The sequence below is a fragment of the Streptomyces sp. NPDC096176 genome (genome assembly GCF_044763255.1).
Lineage (GTDB): Bacteria > Actinomycetota > Actinomycetes > Streptomycetales > Streptomycetaceae > Streptomyces.
Map to the genome: position 1 here is coordinate 116,595 of NZ_JBIWFV010000014.1, position 24,218 is coordinate 140,812.

Consider the following 24,218-nt stretch of genomic DNA (forward strand, 5'->3'; position numbering starts at 1 on the left):
CGCCCCCGCGCCGGTGGTTGAGCGTTGCCCGGGGTCAGGCGGCGTACAGGTTGAACGTGGAAGTGCGGCGGGGGCTGGAAGAGATGTCCAGCTGGGGGTCGACGGCGAGCATGGCCTGGTGCAGGCGCTGCAGTTGCGGTGAGGGCTCCACGCCGAGCTCGTCGATCAGGCGCCGGCGCAGCCGGTGGAAGACGTCGAGGGCGGTGGCCTGCCGGCCGGAGCGGTAGAGCGCCACCATGGCCTGCGAATGCAGCCCTTCGTGCTGGGGGTGGCGGGCGATGAGGTCGGCGAGCTCGGCGATCACTTCGACGTGGCGGCCCAGGCGCAGATCGGCGTCGATACGGCGCTCGCGGGTGACCAGTCGGCTCTCCTCCAGCCGCATGACCTCGATCTCCAGGATGGGGCCGAGGCGGACGTCGACCAGGGCGGAGCCCTGCCACAGTTCCAGTGCCTGCCGGTAGGTGCGGGCGGCGCGCTCGTCCTCGCCCTCCTCGAAGGCCTGCTGGCCCTCGGCGACGAGCCGCTCGTACTCGTGCACGTCGACCGCTTCGGGCGGTATCTGCAGCAGGTAGCCACCGTGCCGGGTGGCCAGCACGTCCTTCGCGGTACCGGGGGCGTCCGGGCCCATGGCGGTGCCCAGCCGGCGGCGCAGCTGGAGTATGTATGTCTGGAGTGTGGTGAGCGCGCTGAGGGGCAGTTCGGTGCCCCAGATCTCCTCCATGAGGGTGGGGACGGGCATGACCCGTCCGGGATAGAGGGCGAGCAGCGCCAGGATCTGCCGCGGCTTGCCCGCCGTCGGAACGATCGACATCCCGTTGACGTGGCCACTCAGCGGACCCAGAACCTGAATCTTCATGGTTTCCTCCTACCTCGACGGCCTGCGCCCGGCTTCCGAACCCATTGACGGGTCGGCATCCGGGGCGCGGTCGATATTGCGCCATGACAGGACCCGCTGTCCTTTCCTCACGATCCATGGACGAGACGCACGGTAGCTCTTTTCGACTCAGGCGCCGGGTCAATCTCCAGCCGCTGTCGAGCAGTTCTGTACACGGTGCACTCTGACGCGGCACTGACAGATGGCTGACCGGCCCGCGCGTGAATAGCGGATCGTCTTCCGGGGCGGCTTGCTCCGCTGTTAGGTTTCCGGTTCATGGAGAGCTATTCGGAACGTGAGGTGCCGCCGGGCGCGGATCCGCTCACCCGGCAGCTGCTGCGGCAGATGGTCGCCCGCTGCATGTGTCTGGAGCCGGCCGAACTGCCCGGCGACGACGAGGACCTGGTCGATCACGGGCTGGACTCCATCAGCACGATGCGGCTGATCTCCGCCTGGCACGGGCGTGGCATCGAGGTCGGCTTTCCGGAGCTGATGGCCCGCCCGACGCTGGGCCACTGGTGGCACCTGCTTTCCGGGCAGGACGCGGTCCGCACTCCCTGAAAGAAACTCAAGGCCCCTCATACAACGGCTGGAGTCCCGCTCGCGCGCGTCCCGTTGTGCTCCGTCACCGTCTAAAGTCCGATAGTCGAAGAGCTGTCCTCGGCTTTTTTCGTGAAGCCGGAATCGGATCACAGACGGAGCCCCCATGGAATTCGGCGTCAACTTCTTCCCGGTCGTCGACCCGGTCAAGAAAAGTGCGAGCACCTATTACGACGAAAGTCTCCAACTGGTCGAGCTGGCCGAGGCGCTGGACTACGAGCATGTCCAGACCGTCGAGCACTACGGCTCCCCCTACGGCGGCTACAGCCCCGATCCGACGGTGTTCTTGACCGCCGCGGCGGCGCGCACCAGCCGCATACGGCTGGTGACCGGTGCGGTGATCGCCTCCTTCGCGCACCCGGTGCAGGTCGCGGCGCGTCTCGCACTGCTCGACAACCTGTCCCACGGGCGCCTGGACGTGGGCTTCGGGCGTGGTTTCCTGCCCGACGAGTTCGAGCTGTTCGGGGTGCCGATGCAGGAGAGCCGGACCCGATTCACGGAGGTCGTCGAGGCGTGCGTGGCGCTGTGGAGCGGGCAGGAGGTCCGCTTCGAGGGGCAGGTGCACCGCTTCGGGCCGGTCACCGGTTTCCCGCGGCCCTACCAGCGGCCGCATCCGCCGGTGTTCGTGGCCTCCGCGACGAGCGCCGAGTCGTGTGCGCTCGCCGGTGAGCAGGGACACCATCTGCAGGTCGTGCCGTCGGTCACCAGCCGGGAGCAGCTGGTGGGGATGGTCGACGCCTACCGGCGGTCGCGGCAGGCCGCGGGGCATGAGGGCCCGGGCCGTGTCCAGATCAAGTACACCTGCTACCTCGGCGAGGACCGCGACACGGTCCTGGCCGACGCCCGTGCGTGCGAGCACAACTATGTGGAGCAGATGGCGGCGGCGGTGGCGTCCTGGGCGGGTGCGCGCTCCGCGCAGTACCCCGGCTACGAGAAGTTCGCCGACAAGGCCCGCGGCTACAGCTTCGATACGGCGCTGGCCGACAACAAGGTGCTGGCCGGCACGCCCGACGAGGTGAGCGCGCAGGTCGACACGATCCGCGGCTGGTACGGCTCGGACGTGTGCCTGAGCCTGCAGTTCAATCCCGGCCATCTGCCCTACGAGCGCGCCGAGCGCGCCATGGAACTGTTCGCCCAGCACGTCGCTCCCGCGTTCGCCGGCGACGGCGTGGCCGCTGCCGCGGCCGCCGCGTGAGCGCGGCCCGATCTCAAGGGAGCACACATGTACGGCACTCAGGGCGGGCTGCGGCTGTTCGTCTTCCATCACGCGGGCGGCTCCCATCTGCTGTACCGCGACTGGCCGGGCCTGCTGCCCGCGTCGTGGGACGTGCGGCTGCTCGACGCGCCGGGCCGCGGCCGGCTCACCGGTGAGCCGCAGATCGACGATGCCCGCGCTCTGGCCGGTTTCTTCCGGCGCCGGCTGGCGGTCGACCTGACCGGCGATTTCGCGTTCTTCGGACACAGCATGGGCGCCCTGACCGCCTACGAGCTCACCCAGCAGCTGGCCCGGGAAGGAGGGCGGCTGCCGGTGTGGCTGGGGCTGTCCGCGCGCGGCGCGCCGCGCCCGACGGGCGACGGCACCCGCCGTCATGAACTGCCCGACGACGAACTGCGCCTGCATCTGGCGGCGATGGGCGGCACGCCGCTGGAGGTCCTCCAGGACCCGGATTTGTGGGAGATGTTCGCCCCGGCGCTGCGCAACGACCTGAAGCTGGTGGAGAGCTGGCGTCCGCTGCCCGGCGCGCCGGCGTTGAGCATGCCGGTGTCCGTCTACGGCGGGGAAGGCGATGTCGTCGTCTCGCCGGAGCGGCTGGCCGGCTGGGAGCAGCACTGCGCCCGCTTCACGGGGCTGCGGATGTTCGACGGCGGGCACTTCTACTTCCAGGCCGACCCGCGGCCACTGCTGGAGCACGTGGCCCGGGACGCGACGGCCGCACTGAACGCGGCGGGCACGGTGGGCGCGGTGGGGCCGGTGGGGGCACCGTGAGCGGCAGCAGCCAGGACGCGGACATAGTTGTCGTCGGGCTCGGCGCCTGGGGCGCGTGCGCGCTGTGGCAGCTGGCCCGGCGCGGGGCGCGGGTGATCGGCGTCGAACGGTACGGCCTGGCCGGCCCCCACGGCTCCTCGTACGGGGAGAGCCGCATGTTCCGCACGGCGTGCCTGGAGCATCCCGGGCTCGTGCCGCTGGCGCAGCGCTCGCGGCACCTGTGGCAGGAGCTGGAGCGGGACAGCGGCGCCCATCTGCTCGATGCGACCGGGGCGATGCTGATCGGCCCGCCCGACGGGCGGATCGTGGGCGGCGCGCTGCGGGCCGCGAAGGAGCACGGCCTGGACATCGAAGTGCTCGAGGAGCGGGAGCTGCGCCGCCGGGCGCCCGCCCACGACGGGCTCGCGCCCGGCGACATCGGCGTCGTGGAGCCGGCCGGCGGGCTGACCCTGCCGGAGATGACGATCCGGGCGGCGGTCGGCGCGGCCCGCTCCGCGGGCGCCGAGGTACTGACCGAAACCCGGGTGGTGGCGCTGGAGTTCACCGGCTCGGGCGTGGCCGTTCACACGGCCACCGGCCGGGTGCTGCGGGCCGGGCAGGCGGTGGTCACCGCGGGCCCGTGGCTGTCCCAGCTGGTGCCCTCACTGCCGCTCGAGGTGGTGCGGATGCCCACCACCTGGTTCACCCCCGCCCGGCCGCACGGACGGTTCACGCTGCGCCGCCTGCCGGTGTTCATGCGCGAACTCGACGGCGGTGACGTGATCTGGGGGCACGGAGTGCTGCCCGGCGGCACGGAGCTCAAGCTGGGCCTGGAGGACGGCGGCCGGCACTTTGCGACCGTCGACATCGAGTCCGTGGACCGCTCGGTGTCCCCCGCCGACTGGAGCGTGCTGGCCAAGCATCTGGCCGGCGCCGTGCCCGGGGTGGGCGAGGCGCCCACCCGGGCGGTGGCGAACGTCTACGCCCGCACCCCCGACGGTCAGTTCGTCATCGGCCGGCCCGGGCGCGACGCCCGCCTGCTGGTCGCAGGCGGCTGCAACAGCCACGGCTTCAAGCACTCCACGGGCATCGGCGAGGTGGTGGCCGACCTCGCGCTGGGCAAGGAGCCGGCCGTGCCGCTGGGGTTCACCGATCCCGACCGATTCTGAGGGACGTGCGAGGAAGACGATGAAGTTCCGCATTCTCGGTCCGGTGGAAATCCACGACGAGCGAACCGGTGTCCGGATCCTTCCCACGGGCGCCAAACAGCGTGCCCTGCTGGGCGCGCTCGTGGTGAAGTCGGGACAGATCGTGTCCGTGCACCGGCTCATCGACGAGCTGTGGGGGGAGCAGCCGCCGGCGAACGCGACCAACGCGCTCCAGGCCCATGTGGCGCGGCTGCGCCGGCTGCTGCCGGTGCCCGAGCCGGGCTCCGGCGAACAGCACCACGAGTGGATCGTGACCCGCTCCCTGGGCTACGTGCTGCGGCTGGGCCGGGCCGGCACCGACGCCGACACCTTCCACCGGCTGGCCGCCCAGGGCCGCGCGGCGGCCGCCGCCGACCCCGAGCAGGCCGCCGAACTGCTGCGCCAGGCTTTGGCGTTGTGGCGCGGCCCTGCTTTGGAGGGCAGCGTCCTGGGCGACATCTGCGCGGCCGAGGCCGCCCAGCTGGAGGAGAACCGGCTGACCGCCCTGGAGGCCCTGTACGACGCGTGCCTGCGGGCCTCGCGGCACGGTGAGATCACCGGCGAGCTCGAGGAACTGACCACCGACCACCCGATGCGGGAACGTTTCTACGACCTGCTGATGGTCGCCCTGTACCGGTGCGGCCGGCAGGCGGAAGCGCTGAGCGTCTACGACCGGGCACGCAAACGGCTCGTCCACGAGCTGGGCGTCGAACCGGGCCCGGCCTTGCGCGCCCGCATGGAGTCGATCCTGCAGCACGACCCGCGGCTGGCCGTACCGGGCACCGCCGAGTTCACGGCCCGCATCCACCCCATGCCGCTGCCGTCCGCGCCCCTGCCGTCCGGTCCGCAGACCGGCCCGGAGGCGGGCCCGGACGCGACGGTGCTGAGCCTGACCGGGGAGATCGCCCGCCTGCGCAGCCGCATCGAGCGGCTCTCCCTCGAACAGGAAGCCCTGATGCGCCGCTTCGATGCGTTGGTCGCCCACCCGGCGGCGGGACAGTAGGAGGTCTCCTTGTGAATCACCGTGCGGACTGGGGCCGAGGGCGGGGTCTGCACGTTGGAATACGCCGGTCAGCCCGCACGGTCGAGAGGAGCCGACACGATTTGACATAATGATTGTGTCATGGCGTCATGAAGGCATGTTGTATGAGACGCCGACGCTGGATGCTGAAGATCGTCGTGTCCTTGAGGAGATCGAGGAGATGCGGCTGCGGCTGCGACATCAGCTGCGCGCGCAGCCTCGTTGGTCGGGGCAGCTACGGCGGAATCTCACGGCGCGGGCGATCGCCGGGTCGAACACGATCGAGGGTTATGCCGCGACCGTGGACGATGTCGAGGCGCTGATGGCGGGAGAGGAGCCGCTGGAGACGGAGGATCGCACCCGGGTGGAGTTGGAGGGCTATCAGCGTGCGATGACCTATATCCAGGCCCTCGCGGACACGGATGACGGCTTCCGGTATGACGCGGGCCTGCTCAACGGCCTGCACTTCATGCTGCAGGGCCATCACCTGGACAAGCGGCCCGGCAGGTGGCGCGACGGACCGGTCTTCGTCACCAGCCCCGACGACCCGCTCGTCCCCGCCTACACCGCTCCCGACTGCGAGCAGGTGGCCTTGCTGATGGGGGAGCTGATCGACTGGCTCAACACCGGAGACCTGGACGCTCCGGTGCACGTGCGCGCGTCGATGGCGCACCTGAACCTGGTCAACATCCACCCCTGGAAGGACGGCAACGGGCGCATGTCCCGCGCGCTGTCGACGCTGGTGTTCGCCCGTGAGGCGCTGATGCCGCCGGAGTTCTCCTCCATCGAGGAATGGCTCGGCCGCGGCCAGAACACCTACGGCTACTACCGCGTGCTGCAGCAGGTCGGCGGCCCGAAGTGGAGCCCGGGACGGGACACGCACACGTGGATCCGCTTCTGCCTTGAGGCCCACCACCGGCAGGCCCAGCAAGCCCAGCGCCGCACCGACCTGCTGTCGCGGGCCTGGATCCACCTGGGCGAAGCCGCAACTGGGATGAGCCTGGACGAGCGTGTCGTCTACGCGCTGTTGCCGGCCTTCTGGGGGTCGAAGGTGCGGCGCACCGTCTATCAGCAGGATGCCGAACTCTCCGACCAGCAGGCCATCCGCGACATGCGCGAGCTCGTCCGCCTGGACTGGCTGGTGCCGCACGGAAAGGCCAGGGCGCGCTTCTACGGGCCCGGTCCGCGCATGGCGTCTGTGCAGGAGACAGTCCGCCAGTCACTCGAACCGTACGCCGACCCCTATCGGAGCTGACCCGTCCGACGAACGGCCCGGATCCACCAAGAAGACATCACCCTGCGCGGCCTTCTCGTGGTCGACTGGCTGCCCCCGTACGGGCCGTAGGACGACCAGATGGCGTTCATCTTCGACGGTGGCACGCTGGACGCCCGGCAGGCGCGGGAGATGCGTCCCCAAGACGGAGAGCTCTCCAAGGCGGTGTTCGTCCCCTTGGACGAGGCGCGGGAGTTGCCGAGGAAACGGCTGCGGACGCGGCTCGACGCCGCTGTCCGGGGCTTGGACGGGCAGGGGCCGGTGTATCTGCACGACGGCGGACCGGTCTGGTAACGCAAAGGCGCGGCATCGTCATCCGCTACGAGAGGACCTCCGCGCCGTCAGGCTCCGGCCCGGCGGACGACAGGCGAGGGCGGCGCTCGGCCGCAGGCCCAGGTCACACGAGGGCGGCCGCCGACGGGGCGCAGGTGTGGAAGCCGCGGCGGTACCACAGCAGCGGGGGCGTCGCCGAGTCGCCGGTGCGTATCTCCACCGGGGTGCCCAGGACAAGATCGTGGTCGCCGGCGCGCACCAGGTCCGTGGTGCGGCAGCGCAGCAGGACCGTGGCGTCCGGCAGATACGGCACCCCCGTCCCGTCCCATGCGGCGAACTCGCCGCCCGTGAACCGGTCGGCGCCGTGCGTCGCGCACCGCTGGGCGACGTCGCGGTGGTCCTCGCCGAGGATGTTGACGCAGAACTCGCCGGCCTCGGCCATCGCCGTATGGCAGCTCGAGGTGAGCGCGATGCCCACCATCACCAGCGGCGGGTCCAGCGACACCGAGGTCACCGAGCTGGCGGTGAAGGCATACCGGCGTCCCGCCGCGTCGAGGGCGGTGACGACGGTGACGGGCGCGGCCAGCAGCGCCATCGCGTCCCGGAAGATCTGCGGGTCGGCCACGGGCCGTGCCGTGTCCTGAGATGCTCCTGTCACGGTGCTCCTCCGTCGGATGGTGGGTGCTCGGTCAGTGGGCGGCGGCGCCCGCGAGGGCCGGCAGGTGGCGGTGCCCGGCGGGCAGCGCCACCTCGCGGGGTGCGGCACGGCCCCAGGGGAATCCGTCGTGGATCAGCAGGCGGGCGGGCGGCGCGGCGTCGTGCGCCGTCCTTTCCACGGCGAGGGACACCAGCACCTGCGGTCTGGGCTCGAGTTCGGCGAACAGCCAGCGCTCCGCGCTGTCGCCCTCCGGGGGCCGGAAGCCCACCACCCCGCGGTCCTCGGCGAGTTCGAAGGCGAACGAGTCGAACGGCAGGCCGAGTCCCAGGCCGCGGGCCTTGGCGTAGGCCTCTTTCAGCGTCCACAGCCGCAAGGTGGCCCGGTCGCGTCTGCTGCCCGGCCCGATGCCGGTGAGGTAGGCGCGTTCCTCGGGGGCGAAGCTCTCCACGATCCAGTCCAGGCCGCGTTCGCCGCCCCGGTCGAGCCGCTCGACGTCGACACCGACGCGGCGGCCGCGGGTGACGGCGACGACGTTGCAGCCGTGCGCGTGCGACAGGTTGAAGTCCAGCTCCGCCCCGCCGGGGCCGGGCAGGCCGTGCGGGGCGGGCGGCATCTGCAGGAACGGGCGGCCGCGCGAGGAACGCCAGATCGTCGCCTCCGCCTCCGGGACGCCGGTCTCCAAGGAGAGCACCCGCCGCACCAGCGCGTGGGCGACCAGGTACTGGCGGCGGTCGCGGTCGAACAGGAAACGGCCGGCGATCTCGCGTTCGTGCTCGTCGAGCCAGTGCCCGGCCAGCAGGGTGCTGGTCGCCTCGTCGAGTGCCTCGTTGAGGCAGAACCAGAGCTGGACCGTGTCCGGGCCGGCGGTGGTGGCGCTCACCGGGCCCCCGCGGGCACCCGCTCGCGCCGTATCTGGCGCAGCATGCCCGTCAGCACGTTCCCGGTGCCGATCTCGGTGAACTCCGGCTCGGCGCCGTACTCCTCGTCGAGGATCGAATCGATCGTCTCGCGCCAGCGCACCGGCTGGTGGATCTGCTGCAGCAGCAGCTCGCCGACCTGCTCGGGCGTGTAGGGGCGGGCGGTGGCGTTCGCGATCACGGGGAAGGCGAGCGGGCCGAAGACGGTCTGCTCGACGACCGGGTACAGCTCCTGTGCGGCCGGGGCCATGTAGCGGGAGTGGAAGGCGCCGCTGACGGCGAGCCGGCGCACCATGCGGGCGCCCGCGTCCTCGAGGATCGGCCCGGCCTCCTCGAGGTCGGTCGCCGGGCCCGCCAGGACGATCTGGGCGGGCGTGTTGAGGTTGGCCAGGTCCAGGGAGGCGAACCCGGCGCGCAGCAGCAGGAAACGCAGCTGCGCCTCGGGCAGACCGACGACGGCGCTCATGCCGCCGCCCTGGATGCGGGCCATCGCGGCGGCCCGGGCGGCCACCAGACGCAGACCGTCGGCGAAGCCGAACGCGCCCGCCGCCTCCAGCGCGTTGTACTCGCCCAGGCTGTGGCCCACGGCGGCATCGGCCCGCACGCCGGTGTCCTGGAGGGCGGCGCGGTGGGCGAGGGCGTTGACGGCGAACATCGCCGGCTGCGTGTAGCGGGTGTTGCCGAGCTGGTCGTCGGGGTCCTCCAGGCACAGCCGGCGCAGGCTGTAGCCGAGCACGTCGCTGGCCTGCTGCTCCAGTTCGTCGAAGCGGTCGAACAACTCCCGTCCCATGCCGACGCGCTGGGCGCCCTGGCCGGGGAACATGAGGATCCGGGTCATCGTGATCACTGCCTTCTGGTGCGGAAGTCGGTGGGTCGGGTCAGACGGCGACAGCGGTGGCCGTGGCGGGGTAGGCCTCGTCGGCGAGGGCGCCGAGGTCGGCCGCGGTGAACAGGGTCTCCAGCGCAAGCTCGCGTCCGCCGTCCGCGGCGATCCGCGCGGCGATCCGCAGCAGCTGCCGGCTGGTCGCCCCGAGCGCGAACAGGTCCTGATGTGCGTCGAGTTGTCCCGTATCCACGCCGATCTCCGCGGCGACGAGCCGCGCGAGCCGCGCGAACGCGGTATCGGCGACGCCGGATGCCGGGGCGGCGGCTGCGGGAGCGTGGGATGCGGAGGTCTCGGGGGCGGTGGCGCTGCCCCCGATTCCCCACACGGCCTCCATCCGCGCGGACAGCGAGGCGGCGGACACGGACGCGGCGGGCGTTCCGTCCGCCGTGCTGCGCGGCGCCGTGGGCGCGGCGGGCGTAGCGGGCGGTGTGTGCCCGTCCTGCGGGGGCGACGCTCCCGTAGCGGGCGCCGGGACGGGCGTCCCGGTTCCGGCGGCTGCCGCAGGCCCGGCTTCGGCAGCCGCCGGCTCGGAGGGCGCAGAAGGCGGGGACGCGGCGGGCGTGCCGGCTCCCGCTGCAGGCGCCGTGGGCGCGGTGTCGGCGGGTGGGGTGGGCAGGGGGAAGGTGCGGCGGGTCAGGGGGGTGGTGGGGAGGGAGGCGCGGGGGGTGGTCAGCGGCGGCCAGGCCGGGGCCTGGCCGCTCAGCCAGGCCTCGAGCGCGGCGGTCTCCGCGCCGGATGCCGGGGCGTGGCGTTCCACGATGCCGGGGCCTTCGGCGCGCACGCGGCGGGCCAGGGCGCGCAGGGCGGCCGGGGCGGTGGTGCGGTCCGCCAGGATGCCGGCGCGGGCCGGGCGGTCGGGGCGGCCCTCGCGCAGGGCGCGGGCCACCGGGCCGGTGTCCAGGTGCGGGTCGTCCTCCCAGACGGTCGCCAGGTGGTCGGCGAGGTCGGCCAGGTTCTCAGGCGTGTCCGCCGACAGCGGCAGCGCCAGGGCTGCCGTGTCGCCGCTGCCCGCCGCCGGTGCGGGGGGCTCTTCCACGACGAGGCTGCCGTAGGAGCCGCCGCCGGCGAAGCCGTTGACGAGGACCCGGCGGGGTGCTCCCGGTGCGGTGCGCCAGTGGTCGGCGCCGGGCCGGACCAGGGTCACCGTGCCTTCGGCGCTTGCGAGCGCGGGGTTGAGGGCCGACGTCAGCCGGGTCGGATACAGGGCGGGGCGGCGGAACTGGGCGACGAGCTTGCCGAGCTGCGCGAAGACCGACGCGGCCTCCAGGTGCCCGGTGTTCGGTTTGACGGTGCCCACCGGCACCGGGGCCGCGCGGTGGTGGCCGCCCTGGTCGAACAGCCGCTTGAGGGCGGTGAACTCGAGCGCGTCGGCGAGCGCTGCGCCGGCCGCTGCGGCCTCCACGTAGCCGATGTCGGCGGGCGTGAGGCCGGCGTCGTCGAGGGCGGCGCGCATCGTCTCCTCCTGCCGCCGCGGGTCGGGGATGCCGAACTGCCGTGTGGTGCCGGAGTGCTGGAGCGCCGCGCCGCGCAGGACGGCGTGCACCGGGTCGCCGTCGGCCAGGGCGCGCTCCAGCGGTTTGAGGAGTACGGCGCCGACGCCTTCGCCGACCAGCCAGCCGCCGGCGCGGTCGGTGAAGGCGCACGAGTCGGCGTCGTCGGCGATCAGGCCCATCTCGGACAGGACGTCGAGGTGGTCGGGGTGGAGCACCAGGTTGGATCCGGCGGCGAGCGCGGCCTGGCAGCGGCCGCTCGCCACGGCCCGGAACGCGGCCTCGACGGCGGCGAGTCCGGACACGCAGCCGGTGTCGATCACCACGCTCGGTCCGGTCAGTCCGAAGGCGTGCGAGGTGCGGTGGGCGAGCCCGCCGCGGGTGGCGTGCGTACTGCCGGCGGGGCGCTGTCCGGTGCGGGCGGCGACCCCGTACAGGGCGTGGTCCTGCCACATGCTGCCGACGAACACGCCGACCGGGCCGCCGGCCGCCAGGCGCTGCGGGGTGAGCGCGGCGTCCTCGAGGCAGCGGCGGGTCACGGACAGCAGCAGCCGCTCCTGCGGGTCGATGGCGGCGCCCTCGGCGTCCTCGATGCCGAACTCCTCGGCCTCCACGGACAGGACGTCCGTGAGGTAGCCGCCGACCTGTGCGCCCTGGCGGCGGGCGTGGGAGCGCAGCGGTGCCCAGCGCTCGTGCGGGGCGGGCCCGGTCGCGGTGGCGCCGTCGGCCAGGAGCGTGTCGAGTTCGTCCAGGGTGCGGGCGCCGGGCAGGTCGGCGGCGAAGCCGACGACGGCGACGGCCCGCTCCTGGTCGCCCGCTCCCCCGCCGCCGGCCGGTGCCGCATCCACGGTGGGGGCGGCGGGGGCCGGGGCGAGGGTGGGGGTGAGGGCGGCGCGGGTGGCGCGGCCGGCGGGGGTGAGGGCCCCGCCCCACAGGGACAGCAGCAGTTCCTGGTCGGTGTCGAGGGCGAAGTCGCCGCGGACGGCGTCGAAGTCCATCTCGCCCACCGCGCACAGGCCAAGGCCCTGTTCGGGGGCGCCGGTCAGCAGCAGCTGGGCGATGTGTCCGGCCTCGATGGTGGAGAAGCGGGCGGCGTTGCGCTCGCCGTAGGCGGGGGCGATGGCGGCGGGGGTGGACACGAGGAACACGCCGAACGCGGAGGCCTCGACGAGGGCGCGGTTGTGCAGGACGTGGAGGTCGGTGCCGTAGCGGGCGTCGGGCGCCAGCGCGATGAGGGACCGCTCGGCGGGGTGCAGGTAGTACAGGCCGCCCTCGGTGCCGTCGACGGCGCCGGGCGCGATGTAGACGTACACCTGGACGGGGTAGAAGCCGCCGCCGGAGGGGTAGCGGCGTTTGGCGCGGCCCTCCAGTTCGCCCCAGGTGACGGTGGACAGCAGACGCAGCAGGTCGTGCGCGGGCAGCGGGCCGTCGGCGAACTCGCGGAACGAGGAGGCGTCGAACAGGGCGCGGGCCTCACCGGGTCCGGCGGCCGGCACCGGTATGCGGCGCATGGTCTGCGGCAGGCGCCGTTCGGCGACGCGGGCGTCCTTGAAGGCGGCCTTGGCCTTCGGGTCGAGCGCGATGCGCACATCGGCCGCCCGCCCGGCCGCCGGGGCCGTGGCGGGCGCGGCCGGGGCCACGGAGGCGACGGAGGCGGCGATGCTGCGGGGCGTGGGGCTTTGGATCAGTACGTCGACGGGGACCTGCGCGCCCGATGCCGTCTCGATCTCCTGGGCGAGGCGGATCATCGTGAAGGAGGTCGCGCCGAGGTCGAACAGGTCGTCGTCCACGCCGACCCGGTCCACGCCCAGGACGGCGGCGGCCGTGCGGGCGACCGTCTCGGCGGTGACCGTGCCGCCGGCCGGCGCGGGCTGCGCCTGCGCGGCGGCGGGCAGGGCCGCGGGCAGGGCTGCGGCCATCAGGGCGTTGAGCGTCGGCTTGCTGATGAGCGCGTCGACGGGCAGGGCGGTACCGGTGAGCCGCTCGATCTCCTGGGCGAGGCGGATCATGGTGAAGGAGGTCGCGCCGAGGTCGAACAGGTCGGCGTCGCCGTCGAGTTCGGCAACGCCCAGGACGGCGGCGACGGCGGCACGGACCCGCGCGCGGATCTGCCCGCCGTCCGCGGCCGCAGCAAGCGCGCGGGCAGCTTCCGGGACTGCTGCCGCGGCGGACGCACGGGCGGGTTCCGGGGCGGTGTCGCGGGCGGGTTCGGGGCGGGGCGGGGTCTCGAAGAGGCGGGCGGCGGCCTGCCGGTCGAGTTTGCCGTTCGTCGTCAGCGGCAACCGGGCCACGAAGCAGAAGCGGCTCGGCACCAGATAGGCCGGCAGGGTCTCGCCCAGGGCGCGGCGCACGGCGGAGACCTTCGGCTCGCCGGCCCCGGCCGCTGCCACGCACACCGCGGCCAGGGCCTGCTCGCCGGACGCCTCGTCGGCGACCGGCAGGACACGCGCCTCGGCGATGCCGTTCACCGCGGTGAGCGCCGCCTCGATCTCCTCCGGTTCGATGCGCAGCCCGCGCAGCTTGAACTGGCTGTCGATCCGGCCGAGGTAGCGGATCTGCCCGTCCGGGCCGAGCAGTCCCAGATCGCCCGTGCGGTACAGGCGCGGTGACGGGTCGCGTGTGGGGAAGGGCGAGTCGATGAAGCGCTGTGCGGTCATCTCGGGCCGCTGGTGGTAGCCGAGGGCGACCTGGCGGCCGCCGATGACGATCTCCCCGGCCTCTCCGGGCTCGACCGGGCGCAGGTGTTCGTCCAGGAGGTGGATGGTGGTGTGGGCGACGGGCCGGCCGATCGGCACGGTCGGCTCGTCCCAGTCGGGGCGGCAGGCCCAGTGGGTGACGTCGATGGCGGCCTCGGTGGGCCCGTAGAGGTTGTGCAGCTGGGTACCTGTTCCCAGGACGTCGTAGAAGTGGCGCATCGTGGCGACGGGCAGGGCCTCGCCGCTGGCGAACACGTAGCGCAGGGCGGTGCATTCGGCGGCCGTGGGGTGGCGCAGGAACATGCCGAGCACGGAGGGCACGAAGTGGGTGACGGTGACCTTCTCGTCGCGCAGCAGCCGGGCCAGGTAGGCGGGGTCGGTGTGGCCGTCGGGGCGGGCGACGACGATGCAGGCGCCGGCGATCAGGGGCCAGAAGAACTCCCAGGCCGACACGTCGAACCCGTACGGCGTCTTCTGCGCGACACGGTCGGCACCGTCGAGGGGGAAGCGTTCCTGCATCCACAGCAGGCGGTTGGCGACGCCCTGCTGGGTGTTGCGGCAGCCCTTGGGCTTTCCGGTGGTCCCGGAGGTGTAGATCGTGTAGACGGGGTCGTCGGCGCCGAGGGTGACGGCGGGCGGGGTGCTCGGGTACGCCGCCAGCACGGCCCGGTCGGCGGGCCGGTCGAGGCAGACCACGTGGGCGCCCGCGGCGGCGGGCACGTCGGCGTGCGCCTGGTCGGCGACGACGACGCGGGCACCGCTGTCGTCGAGGAGGTAGCGCACCCGCTCGGGCGGGTTGGCCGGGTCGACGGGCACGTAGACGGCTCCGGCGCGCACGATGCCGACGAGCGCGGTGACCAGGTCGGGCGAGCGGTCCATGTGCACGGCGACGTGGTCGCCGGGGCGGACGCCCAGGGCGTGCAGGTGATGGGCCAGGCGGGCGGTTCGCCCGCCGAGCTGACGGTAGGTCACCTCGCGGCCCTCGTAGCGCACGGCGGTGCGGTCGGCGCGGCCGGCGAGCCCGGACTCGAGGAGGCCGGCGAGGGTGAGGGCGCTGTTGTTGTCGACGGGGCCGACGACGCGCAGGCCGGTGTCCTCCTCCTCGTCCTCGTCGGTGTGCCCGTCGATGTGCCCGTCGGCGGTGGCGGCCGGCCCGGGCCGCGCCGATGGGGCCGCTGCCGTGGGCAGTAGGGGGGCGAGGGCGTCGGGGGTGGGCGGGTAGGTGTCGGCGTCCAGGTGGGCGTCGGCGGCCAGCAGCCCTGCCGGGCCGGTCGCGGCGGTGGTGAGGAATTGCCGGACCCGGCGGGCGTAGCGGTCGAACATGGCGTCCAGGCGGTGGGCGTCGAGGGTGCCGTCGGCGGCGTCCCACTGGCCGACGAGGTCGTCACCGACCAGGAGCGGCACATGGTCGAGTGCGACCTGCGCGGTCTGCGACTGGCTGGTGCGCAGTGCCACGCCGGCCGGGTGCAGGGCCGGGTCGATCTCGGGGACGCGGGTGAAGACGACCGGCAGGCGCAGGGCGCCGCCGGAGCGGAAGACGCGGGTGCGCAGTTCGCCGAGTCCGGGGCGGATGTCGGAGCGTTCGAGGTCGGTGCGCACGCGGGCCCACAGTTCGCGGGCGCGGGCGGCGAAGTCGTCGGGCAGGGTGTCGTCGAGGGTGAGCCAGGCGAGCTGGGTGAAGTCGGCGACCATGGCGGCGGCGCCGGGCAGGCCGGCGGGCCGGTCCCAGGAGACGACGGTGACGGTGAAGGGCGAGCCGTCGGCGAACTCGGCACGCAGTTCGTCGGTGTAGGCGGTGAGCAGGACCATGTCGGCGGGGACGCCGATGGCGGCGGCGCGTTCGGTCAGCTGCCGCCAGGAGCCGAGCGGGGCCCTGCGGTGGGCGCGCGGGGCGCCGGGTTCGGGGGCGGGCAGCGCCGGCCCGGGCGGCATGGCGGCGAACTTCTCACGCCAGGCCGTGCGGGCCGCCTCGCCCTCTGGGCTGCCGGGCCTGCCGGCGAGGGACCGCAGATGGGGCCGCGGGTCGGCCGGTGCGGCAAGGACGCTGTCGTCGCCGTCGTGGAGGGCGAAGAGCTGCCCGAACAGCAGGGCGAAGCTGCGGGCGTCGGCGAGCAGGGCGTCGAGGACGACGTGCAGCACGGTGGTGCCGTCGGGCAGGGCGCTGGCTTCCAGCGCGTACAGGGGCGCGGCGCCGAGCGGGAACGCTTCGGCGCGCAGCCGTTCGCCGGTGGCGGCGAGCGCGGCCTGGGGGTCGGCGACGGCGGTGAGGTCGTGGCGGGCGATGCGGTAGCCGGCGGCGGGGTCGTACGGTGCGACGGTGAGGGTGCCGTCGGCATGGACGGCGGCGCGCAGCATGGGGTGGTGGGCCACGAGCCGGTTCCAGGCCCGCTCCAGGCGGTCGATGTCGTGCCGTTGGAGGTCGAACTCCTGGTAGACGCGGGTCTGGGCGCCGCCGTCGAGGCCGCCGATCCGCCCCACCAGGTAGGCGGACTGGACCTCGGTGAGCGGCACCGGCGCGTCGTCGTCGGCCGAGGCGCCGTCGTCTTCCGGGGCCGGCGAAGGCGCGGCCGAGGACGCGGGAGTGGTGGCTGCGGGGGTGGTGCGGGGCTGGGCGGCGGGGGCCGCCAGGGCCGCCGCGCCGTCGTCGGCGATCCGGTCCAGCAGCGCCCGCAGGGCGGCGAACGCGGCCCGGGTGCGGGCCGCGTCGAGGGCGGTCGGTGCGTAGTCCCACGACAGCAGCAGGGCCCCGTCGCGTTCCTGGACGCAGCTTTCCAGCTGCACACCGGAGGTGAGGGTCGCCGAGGCGTCCTGGTCGATCCGGGACGCCCAGTGGGCCGGGTCGGCGGCGGCACCCAGGGTGCTGAGGCTGCCGAGGAGGCTGGTGAAGACCATGGGGACCGCGACGCCCCGGCGGCCGGGCTCGGTCCTGGCCCGCTCGCGCAGGGCGCGCACCCCGCTGACCGCGGAGTGCTCCAGGTCCTGCCACAGCCGGCTGCGCACCACATCCAGCCGCTCCCCCAGGGTGCCCTGCGGCGGCGGTGCCACGAACACGGAGGTGGACAGGAACGGGCCCACCACCCGTGCCACGTCCCGGTGCACGGGGCGCCGGTTGTAGGTGGTGAGCACCACCGGCAGCGGCGCGTCGCCCTCGCCCTGCACCACGGCCGTGCACAGCGCCAGCAGCAGGGCGGTGGGGGTGGCGCGTACCTGCTTGGCCGCGGCCTTCACCCGCTCCCACCGGTCGGGCTCCAGGCGCAGCGCGAGCCGGTCGTGCGCCGCCGTGCCCGGGCCGGTGTTCCGGCCGGGCGGTGCGGCGAGCGGCAGCGGCCGGTCGAAGTCGACGCCGGCGAGCTGGGTTCGCCAGTAGTCGAGGGACACGGCCGGCACCGGGGTCTGCCGGGCGGTGGTGACGTACTGGCGGAAGGAGATGCCGGGGGCCTTCGGCAGGCTGCCCTCGGTGTAGCGGGCGTACCACTGCTGCAGGAGCAGCGAGACGCTCGGCCCGTCGGCGATCAGCTCGTCGACGGTGAACAGCACCCGGGCGCGCTGTGCGGGCAGCCGCGCGACGCGGACGGCGAACAGCGGCCACTGGTGGGCGTCGAAGCCTTCCAGGGCGCGGTGGCGCAGCTGCTCCAGCGCCGCGGCCGCCTCGGCGGGGGCGGCGGCGGTCAGGTCGGTGCGTTCCAGGCGGTAGGCGGGCACGTGCGCGAGGACCTGCTGGCGGCCGTCGGGCAGGACCTGGGCGCGCAGCATGTCGGTGGCGGCCACCACGTCGTTCCAGGCGGCTTCCATGCGGTCGGTGTCGAGGTGGTCCGCCTCGAACTCCAGATGGATCTGGGTTCCCGCGCCGGTGCCGCCGCCCAGGGTGCGTGCTGCGAGGAAGGACTCCTGGACTTCTGTGAGCGCGAACGGCTCGTAGCGGGTGTCGGGGTCGGTCTGCGGCATGGCGGAGCTCCGGTTCCCTCTGCGGTCAGGCCCGGTCGGGGGCGTGAAGGGCGGACAGGTGGGCGAGGAGTTCGTCGACGCTGAACTCGCTCAGCAGCTGGAGCGGGAGCATCTGGCCGAACCGCTCGGTGATCTCGAAGCGGAGGTTCATCAGCCCCAGGGAGTCCACGCCGAGCTCGACGAGGGTGCGGCCGGTGTCGATGGGGCCCTCGGCGCCGGGGCCGGCGGCGAGTTCGCCGACGAGGGCGACGACGCCCGCAAGGCGCGGGTCGGACACGGCAGCAGAGGCGGGCGCGGGGGCCGGTTCGGGTGCTGCCGCGGCCGGCTCGGGCGCGGGGGCCGGTCCGGGGGCGGGCGGCGTTTCGGGGGCGGGGGCGGGCGGCGGGGTGGTGGCCGGGTCCGGCAGCCAGCGCCGGGTGCGCAGGAACGCGGACGGCGGCAGTGGCACCACCCCCGCACCCGTGTCGGTGTCGAGGGTGTTCCAGTCGATCTCCCAGCCGGTCGACCACAGGTCGGCCAGCTGGTCCAGGCGTCCGGCCCGCCACAGGGTGGCGATGAGTTCGTCGGTCTCCGGTGCCTGGGCCGCCCGGTCGCGCGATGCGGTGCCGGTGTGCAGTGCCCGCCCGGACGGCCGGCCGTCCGCGAACGCGGCGAGGGCGTCGGCGAGTTCGGCGGCGTCGGTGGCGACGAGCGCGAGGCGGTGGTCGTGCGCCGCGCGGCCGGTGCGCAGGGTGCGGGCGAGGGCGCGCAGGCTCGTGGAGCTGCCGGGGCCGGCCAGATGGTCGGCCAGGCGGCGGGCGGTGGCGGTGAGGTGCTCACGGCTGGGGGCGGACAGCACCACCAGCTGCGGTGTGCCGTCGTGGGCGGGCGGCGGGACGGGCGGCTCGTACTCCTCGACGATCACATGGGCGTTGACGCCGCCGGCGCCGAAGGAGCTGATGCCGGCCCGCCGCGGCAGTTCGGTTCCCTCCGCGTCCCGCAGGCGGGGCCAGGGAGCGGCCTCGTGCTGGACCGTGAACCGGCTGTCGGCAAGGCGCAGTTGGGGGTTGACCGGATCGGCGTGCAGGGTCGGGGCGAGCGTCTTGTGCCGCAGCTGGAGCAGCACCTTGGTCAGGGCCGTGATGCCGGCGGCCGACTCGCCGTGGCCGACGGCGGACTTGACCGAGCCGATCGAGCACGGCACACCGGCCGCGGCGCCGTGGCCGTAGGCGTCCTCCAGGGCGGCGAGTTCGACGGGGTCGCCGAGTTCGGTGCCGGTGCCGTGGGCTTCGATCACGTTCACGCTCGCCGCGTCGACCCCCGAGCGGCGCAACGCCTCGCGCAGGACGCGGGCCTGCGCCTGGGGGCTGGGCGCGGTGAAACCGTTGGTGCGGCCGCCGTGCGCGACGGCGGTGCCGCGGACGAGGGCGTACACGGTGTCACCGTCGGCCAGTGCCCTCGAGAGCCGCTTGAGAACGACGGCCCCGGCGGCCTCGCCCGGCCCGAAGCCGGCGCCGCCGGCGCCGAAGCTGCGGCACAGGCCGTCCTCGGCGAGGAAGCCCGACTGGCGCAGCATCCGGAAGCGGGACGGGTGCAGGTAGAGGTTGACGCCGCCGACCAGGGCGGCGGCGCACTCGCCGTGCCGCAGCGCCTCGACGGCCTGGTGCACGGCGACGAGGGAGGACGAGCAGGCGGTGTCGACGGGCTGGCTGGGGCCGCGCAGGTCGAGAAGGTAGGAGAGCCGGTTGGGCAGCGACCAGTAGTGGCCGGAGGGCATGTCGCGCTCGCCGGCCGCCCAGCGCTCGGCGCCCAGGAGCGGGTAGTCGGCGGAGGTGATGCCGGCGAAGACGCCGACGCTGCGGGGTTCGCCGTCGGGTGCGGTGAGCGCGTCGAGCCGGGCGCCGGTCAGTGAGGCGTCCTCCATCGCCTCCCAGGCGACCTCGAGGAACAGCCGCTCCTGGGGGTCGGTGAACGCGGCCTCGCGGGCGGACAGTCCGAAGAACGCCGCGTCGAAGGCGTCGACGCGGTCGAGGAAGTGCCCCTTGGCCCGGACGCCGCCGCTGTCGGCCCACCGGTCGGCGGGCAGGTCGCCGACGGTGTCCTTGCCGACGAGGAGGTTCTCCCAGAAGCCGTCCGGACTGTCGGCGCCGGGGAAGCGTCCGGCGAGACCGACGACGGCGAACGCCTCGTCCACCGGCCCCTCCTCGCCCGGCCCGGAAACGGGAACGGCCGCGGGAACCGGGGCCGTTGCACGGGCGGTTGCCGGTGCCGGCCGGGCGGCGGCCTCGGTGGGGCGCGCACGGGCGAGGTGGTCCGCGAGGTCGTTCACGTCGCGCAGGCCGAACAGGGCGTCCGGGCCGATCGGTGCGATACGGCTGCTCAGTTTCGAGGCGAGGGTGCGGATCATCACCGAGTCCAGGCCCAGCGCCTCCAGCGAAGTGCGCGGGCCGATCGTGTCGACGGTGTGGCCCAGGGTCTCGGCGACGGTGCGGGCGACCAGCGCCACCAGGTCCCGGTCCGCTCCCCGCGCCCCGGCCGGGGCCGCAGGTGCGGCCGCTGGTTCGGCGGCGGTGCGGGCCGCTCCCGGCTCGTCCGCCTGGGGCAGCAGGTGGAGTTCATCCAGGTGGCGGCGCCAGGCGTCGGCCCTGCCGTGGAAGAGGGAGACCACGCTCGGGCCGTCGCCGGCCAGCAGCCGCTGCAGTGCGCGGACGCCGAGGCCGGCGGGCAGCGGAACCATGCCGACCCGTTCCTCGACCACCTGCCGTACCGGCTCGGGGATCATCATGCCCGGCACGTCCCACAGCGGCCACTGCACCGACAGGGTGCGTCCGTGCCGCTCCCCCGCCGCGACGCGGGCGGCGCGCTGTTCGGCGAAGGCGTCCAGCCGGCCGTTGGCGTAGGCGTAGTCGCACTGGCCGATGTTGCCGGTGACGGCCGCGACCGAGGAGAACAGGGCGAAGACGTCCAGCGGCAGGTGGGCGGTGGCCTCGTCCAGCGCGGTGGCGCCGGCGGCCTTGGGGGCCAGGACCGCGGCCACGTCCTCGGAGTTCTTGCGCAGCAGGTAGGCGTCGCGGACCACGCCGGCCGCGTGGAAGACGCCGTGCAGTGCGCCTTCGTGGTCGAGGATGTCGCGGACGAGTGCGGTGGCCGCGCCGGGTGCGGTGATGTCGGCCTGCACGTAGCGCACCGCGGTGCCGGCGGCGGGTCGCTGTGCTTGATCGAGGTCGGCCCACGGGGTGCGGCCGCACACGACGACGCGGGTGCCGGGGGTGGCGGTGAGCCGGCGGGCGAGGTCGCGTCCGATGCCGCCGGTGCCGCCGGTGATCAGGTAGACCCCGTCGGGGCGGGGGGTCCAGGCGCCTGGGGGCAGGTGGGCCGGGTGCAGGACGCGGCGCTTCCTGCTGCCGTCGCGCAGGTCGGCGAGGTGGCCGAACTCGGCTTCGGGAGCGGCCAGTTCGGCCCGGATGCGGGGGGCGGCCGGGGCGCCGTCGTCGTGGACGAGGAGGGCGCGGCCGTCGATGCGGGGGTTCTCCTGGCGCAGGCTCTGCAGCAGGGCGCGGGCCGCGTCGGCGCGCAGCGGGTCGGTGGTGACGGCAAGAAGGGTGATGCGCTGGGTGCGGAAGGCCGCCAGCACCCGGCGCAGTGTGTCGAAGGCGGCCACGTCCTCGGCCGTGTCGCCGCCGGTGAGGCGCAGCACGAGGGCGACGGAGGCGGGCGCGGTGTCCTGCAGCGCCGCCAGGTCGCCGGGGTGGTGCGCGCCCAGTGCGGCGGCCAGGTCGCCGGCCGCATCGTGTGCGAGGAGCGCCGTGGTGGGCGGCTGCCGGTCGGGCAGCGGGGTGTCCAGCCAGCCCGGCGTGTACAGCACCAGTGCGTCGAGGAGGCCCTCCTGCGGGTCGCCGGCGACCGCTGTGTCGCCGGCGGTCGCTGGGTTGCCGGCGGTCGCTGGGTTGCCGGCGGTCGCTGGGTTGCCGGCGGCGGGGGTGGCGTAGTGGCGGTCGGTGGCGAAGGCGTAGCCGGGTGCGGGGATCGTGCGGTGCTGCGTGGGCGGGCAGACGCGGGTCCAGTCGACCCGGTGGCCTGCCACGTAGCGGCGGGCCGTCTCACGGCGCGGGTCGGGGTCGGGGTGGTCGTCGTGGGGGTGGTGGGGGGTGGGGTCGATGCGGCGTTCGTCGGCCTGGCCGGCGGCGAGCCGGTCGAGGGAGTCGAGGAGTTCGTCGCGGTCGGCGACCAGGAGCGCCACCCGGTGGCGGTGGTGGTCGCGGGCGCAGGCGAGGGTGTGGGCGAGGTCGGTGAGGGCGGCGTCGGCGCCGGCGGGTGAGCGCAGCCAGCGGGCGAGTTCGGCGGCGCGGGCGGCCGGGGCGGTGGGCCGGCGGCCGGAGAGGGGCACGGTCACCGGCCGGTCGGCGGCGGGAGTGGTGGTGGGGGTCGGCGGGGCCTGTTCGATGACGACGTAGGCGTTGGTGCCGCTGAATCCGAAGGAGCTGACGGAGGCGCGGCGGGGCCGCCCGCCCGGGGTGGCGGGCAGGGTACGGCGCTCGGTGGCGACGGTGAAGGGCCCCTCGTCGAAGGGGATGGCCGGGTTGAGGGTGTCGGCGGTGCAGTGCAGGGACGGCGGGATGTGGCCGGTGCGTACGACGCCGATGGCCTTGAGCAGGCCGGCGAGGCCGGCGGCGGCGGAGGTGTGGCCGACGTTGCCCTTGACCGAGCCGATCGGGATGCTGCCGGGCGGCAGGCCGGCGGGGGCGAACACCCGGTTGAGCGCGGTGACTTCGATGGGGTCGCCGAGGGGGGTGCCGGTGCCGTGGCACTCGACGTAGTCGATGCCGGACGGGTCGAGGCCGAAGCGGTGCAGGGTGTCGGCGACGAGGCGGGCCTGGGAGGCGGCGCTGGGGGCGGTGATGCCGTTGGTGCGGCCGTCCTGGCCCAGGCCGCCGGCGCGGATGACGGCGTGGACGGGGTCGCCGTCGGCACGTGCCCGCGACAGGGGTTTGAGAACGACCACGGCGCAGCCCTCGCCGGGGACGATGCCGTCGGCGGCGGCGTCGAAGGGGCGGCAGCGGCCGGTGGGCGAGAGCATCCCGGCGCGGCTCATGAACACGTGCGGCAGTTCGGTGAGGTAGAGGGTGACGCCGCCGACGAGCATCATGTCGGCTTCGCCGAGCCACAGTGACTGGCAGGCCTGGTGGAGGGCGACGAGGGAGGACGAGCAGGCCGTGTCGACGGTGACGGCGGGGCCTTTGAGGTCGAGGTGGTAGGCGATGCGGGCGGCGAGGAGGGAGTTGGAGTTGCCCTGCATGACCTGGGCGAGACGGGCGTGTTCGCTGGTCCGTTCGATGAGGTCCTGGTAGTCGTTCATCATGACCCCGGCGTGGACGCCGCAGCGGGTGCCGGCGAGGTCGGCGGTGCGCTGCCCGGCGTGCTCCAGGGCCCGCCAGGCCTCTTGGAGGAAGAGGCGGGCCTGCGGGTCGGTGAGTTCGGCCTCGCGGGGCGGCATCTTGAAGAACTCGGCGTCGAACCGGTCGACGTCGTCGACGAACGCGCCCCACTTGGACACGGACTTGCCCTCGGCCTCGGGGCTGGGGTCGTAGTGCTCCTCGATCCGCCACCGTTCGGCGGGCACCTCGGTGACGAGGTCGTCGCCGTCCAGGAGCCGCTGCCAGAACGTGTCGGCGTCACCGGCCCCCGGGAAGCGGGCGCTGTAGCCGATGACGGCGATGGCCTCCCGCTCGCCGCCCGCCGGGGCGGTGGCCGCGGCCGCCTGAGCGGGGTTCGCCTCGGCGGCTGCCGGCTGCAGCGCCGCCGCCTGCGCCTGGTCCACGCCGCCCTCCGCGGGCGCCGGGGCGTCGCCCGGGCCGGGCGCGGGCGAAGAGCCCTCCCCCGCCGCCCGTAGCAGCGCTGCCGCCTGCGCGCGGTCCACCGTGCCGGTCGCGAAAGCGTGGCGGCCCGCGTCGACTGCGGCCGCTGCAGCGGGGTCCACACCGCCGGCCTCGGCTGCCGCACCGGTGGGCGCCGCGGGCCGGGTCCCTCCCGCAGCGCCGGCCGTCGCCGGGACGGCGCGGCCTGCCTCGGCGGCGGCTGCTCGCAGCAGCGCTGCCGCCTGCGCGCGGCTGACCGCGTCGCGCGCCGCGGCTGGGGCTGCCGGTGCGGTCGCCTGGCCGGCCGGGGCCCGGTTCGCCGAAGCGGGTACCGGGGCGTCGCCCGGGCCGGGCGCCGGCGAGGGGCCCTGCCCCGCGGCCGCTCGCAGCAGCGCCGCCGCCTGCGCGCGGTCCACCGTGCCGGTCGCGGCTGTGGCCGCCGGCCCGGGGCCGGCCGGGGCGGGGGGCTGCGACGTCGTCGGCGGGGTGGTCGTGCGCAGGAGGGCGGCGGTGGTGGACGCGGTGTCCAGGGTGCCGTTCTTGAATCGGGTCAGGATCTCTTTCGCGTCCATCGGTTCCCTCGGTCCTCGCATGGCAG

At 74.4% G+C, this 24,218-nt stretch carries 13 protein-coding genes; 7 read left to right on the forward strand and 6 right to left on the reverse strand.

Annotation, left to right across the window (positions count from 1 at the left end):
* Positions 1-34: 34 nt before the first annotated feature.
* Positions 35-856 carry a BTAD domain-containing putative transcriptional regulator gene (locus ACIQ7Q_RS30280; RefSeq protein ID WP_403869020.1) on the reverse strand — a complete coding sequence of 274 codons (822 nt, stop codon included), beginning with the start codon at positions 854-856 and terminating at the stop codon, positions 35-37.
* Positions 857-1,150: 294 nt separating this feature from the next.
* Between ACIQ7Q_RS30280 and ACIQ7Q_RS30285 the strand changes: the two genes are divergently transcribed.
* From ACIQ7Q_RS30285 to ACIQ7Q_RS30315, 7 genes are all read left to right on the forward strand, one after another.
* Positions 1,151-1,435, forward strand: coding sequence for a phosphopantetheine-binding protein (locus ACIQ7Q_RS30285; RefSeq protein WP_403869023.1), 285 nt, complete (start codon positions 1,151-1,153; stop codon positions 1,433-1,435).
* A 145-nt stretch (positions 1,436-1,580) separates the two neighbouring features.
* Entirely contained in the window at positions 1,581-2,669 is a 1,089-nt protein-coding gene (locus ACIQ7Q_RS30290) for an LLM class flavin-dependent oxidoreductase (protein ID WP_403869026.1), read from the forward strand.
* 27 nt (positions 2,670-2,696) lie between these two features.
* Complete coding sequence (locus ACIQ7Q_RS30295) at positions 2,697-3,461, forward strand: thioesterase II family protein (protein WP_403869029.1); 765 nt, start codon at positions 2,697-2,699, stop codon at positions 3,459-3,461.
* The gene (gene solA / locus ACIQ7Q_RS30300) at positions 3,458-4,609 is read left to right on the forward strand and encodes an N-methyl-L-tryptophan oxidase (protein ID WP_403869032.1); all 1,152 of its coding nucleotides are present in this window, start codon (positions 3,458-3,460) and stop codon (positions 4,607-4,609) included. The genes ACIQ7Q_RS30295 and solA overlap by 4 nt, the downstream gene beginning before the upstream one ends.
* 19 nt (positions 4,610-4,628) lie before the next feature.
* Entirely contained in the window at positions 4,629-5,630 is a 1,002-nt protein-coding gene (locus ACIQ7Q_RS30305; protein ID WP_403869035.1) for a BTAD domain-containing putative transcriptional regulator, read from the forward strand.
* 136 nt (positions 5,631-5,766) lie between these two features.
* Positions 5,767-6,903: a Fic family protein gene (locus ACIQ7Q_RS30310; RefSeq protein ID WP_403869038.1), complete on the forward strand. Its 1,137-nt coding sequence runs from the start codon at positions 5,767-5,769 to the stop codon at positions 6,901-6,903.
* 99 nt (positions 6,904-7,002) lie between these two features.
* Positions 7,003-7,215, forward strand: a complete 213-nt coding sequence (locus tag ACIQ7Q_RS30315) for a hypothetical protein (protein ID WP_403869041.1) — start codon at positions 7,003-7,005, stop codon at positions 7,213-7,215.
* 103 nt (positions 7,216-7,318) lie between these two features.
* On the opposite strand, the gene ACIQ7Q_RS30320 is transcribed toward ACIQ7Q_RS30315, so the two are convergent.
* Genes ACIQ7Q_RS30320 through ACIQ7Q_RS30340 form a run of 5 tightly spaced genes read right to left on the reverse strand, consistent with a single transcriptional unit; the run spans position 7,319 to position 24,192 of the window.
* On the reverse strand, positions 7,319-7,852 hold the full coding sequence (locus tag ACIQ7Q_RS30320) for a flavin reductase family protein (protein WP_403869044.1): 534 nt from the start codon (positions 7,850-7,852) through the stop codon (positions 7,319-7,321).
* Positions 7,853-7,883: 31 nt separating this feature from the next.
* Positions 7,884-8,732, reverse strand: a complete 849-nt coding sequence (locus tag ACIQ7Q_RS30325; protein ID WP_403869047.1) for a 4'-phosphopantetheinyl transferase family protein — start codon at positions 8,730-8,732, stop codon at positions 7,884-7,886.
* Positions 8,729-9,607 (reverse strand): ACP S-malonyltransferase, encoded by an 879-nt coding sequence (gene fabD / locus ACIQ7Q_RS30330; RefSeq protein ID WP_403869050.1) that lies wholly within the window; start codon positions 9,605-9,607, stop codon positions 8,729-8,731. The genes ACIQ7Q_RS30325 and fabD overlap by 4 nt, the downstream gene beginning before the upstream one ends.
* A gap of 40 nt (positions 9,608-9,647) precedes the next feature.
* Positions 9,648-17,786 (reverse strand): amino acid adenylation domain-containing protein, encoded by an 8,139-nt coding sequence (locus ACIQ7Q_RS30335; RefSeq protein WP_403869053.1) that lies wholly within the window; start codon positions 17,784-17,786, stop codon positions 9,648-9,650.
* 25 nt (positions 17,787-17,811) lie between these two features.
* A complete protein-coding gene (locus ACIQ7Q_RS30340) occupies positions 17,812-24,192 on the reverse strand; it encodes an SDR family NAD(P)-dependent oxidoreductase (protein ID WP_403869057.1) in 6,381 nt (2,126 codons plus the stop codon).
* Between the last annotated feature and the right edge of the window lie 26 nt (positions 24,193-24,218).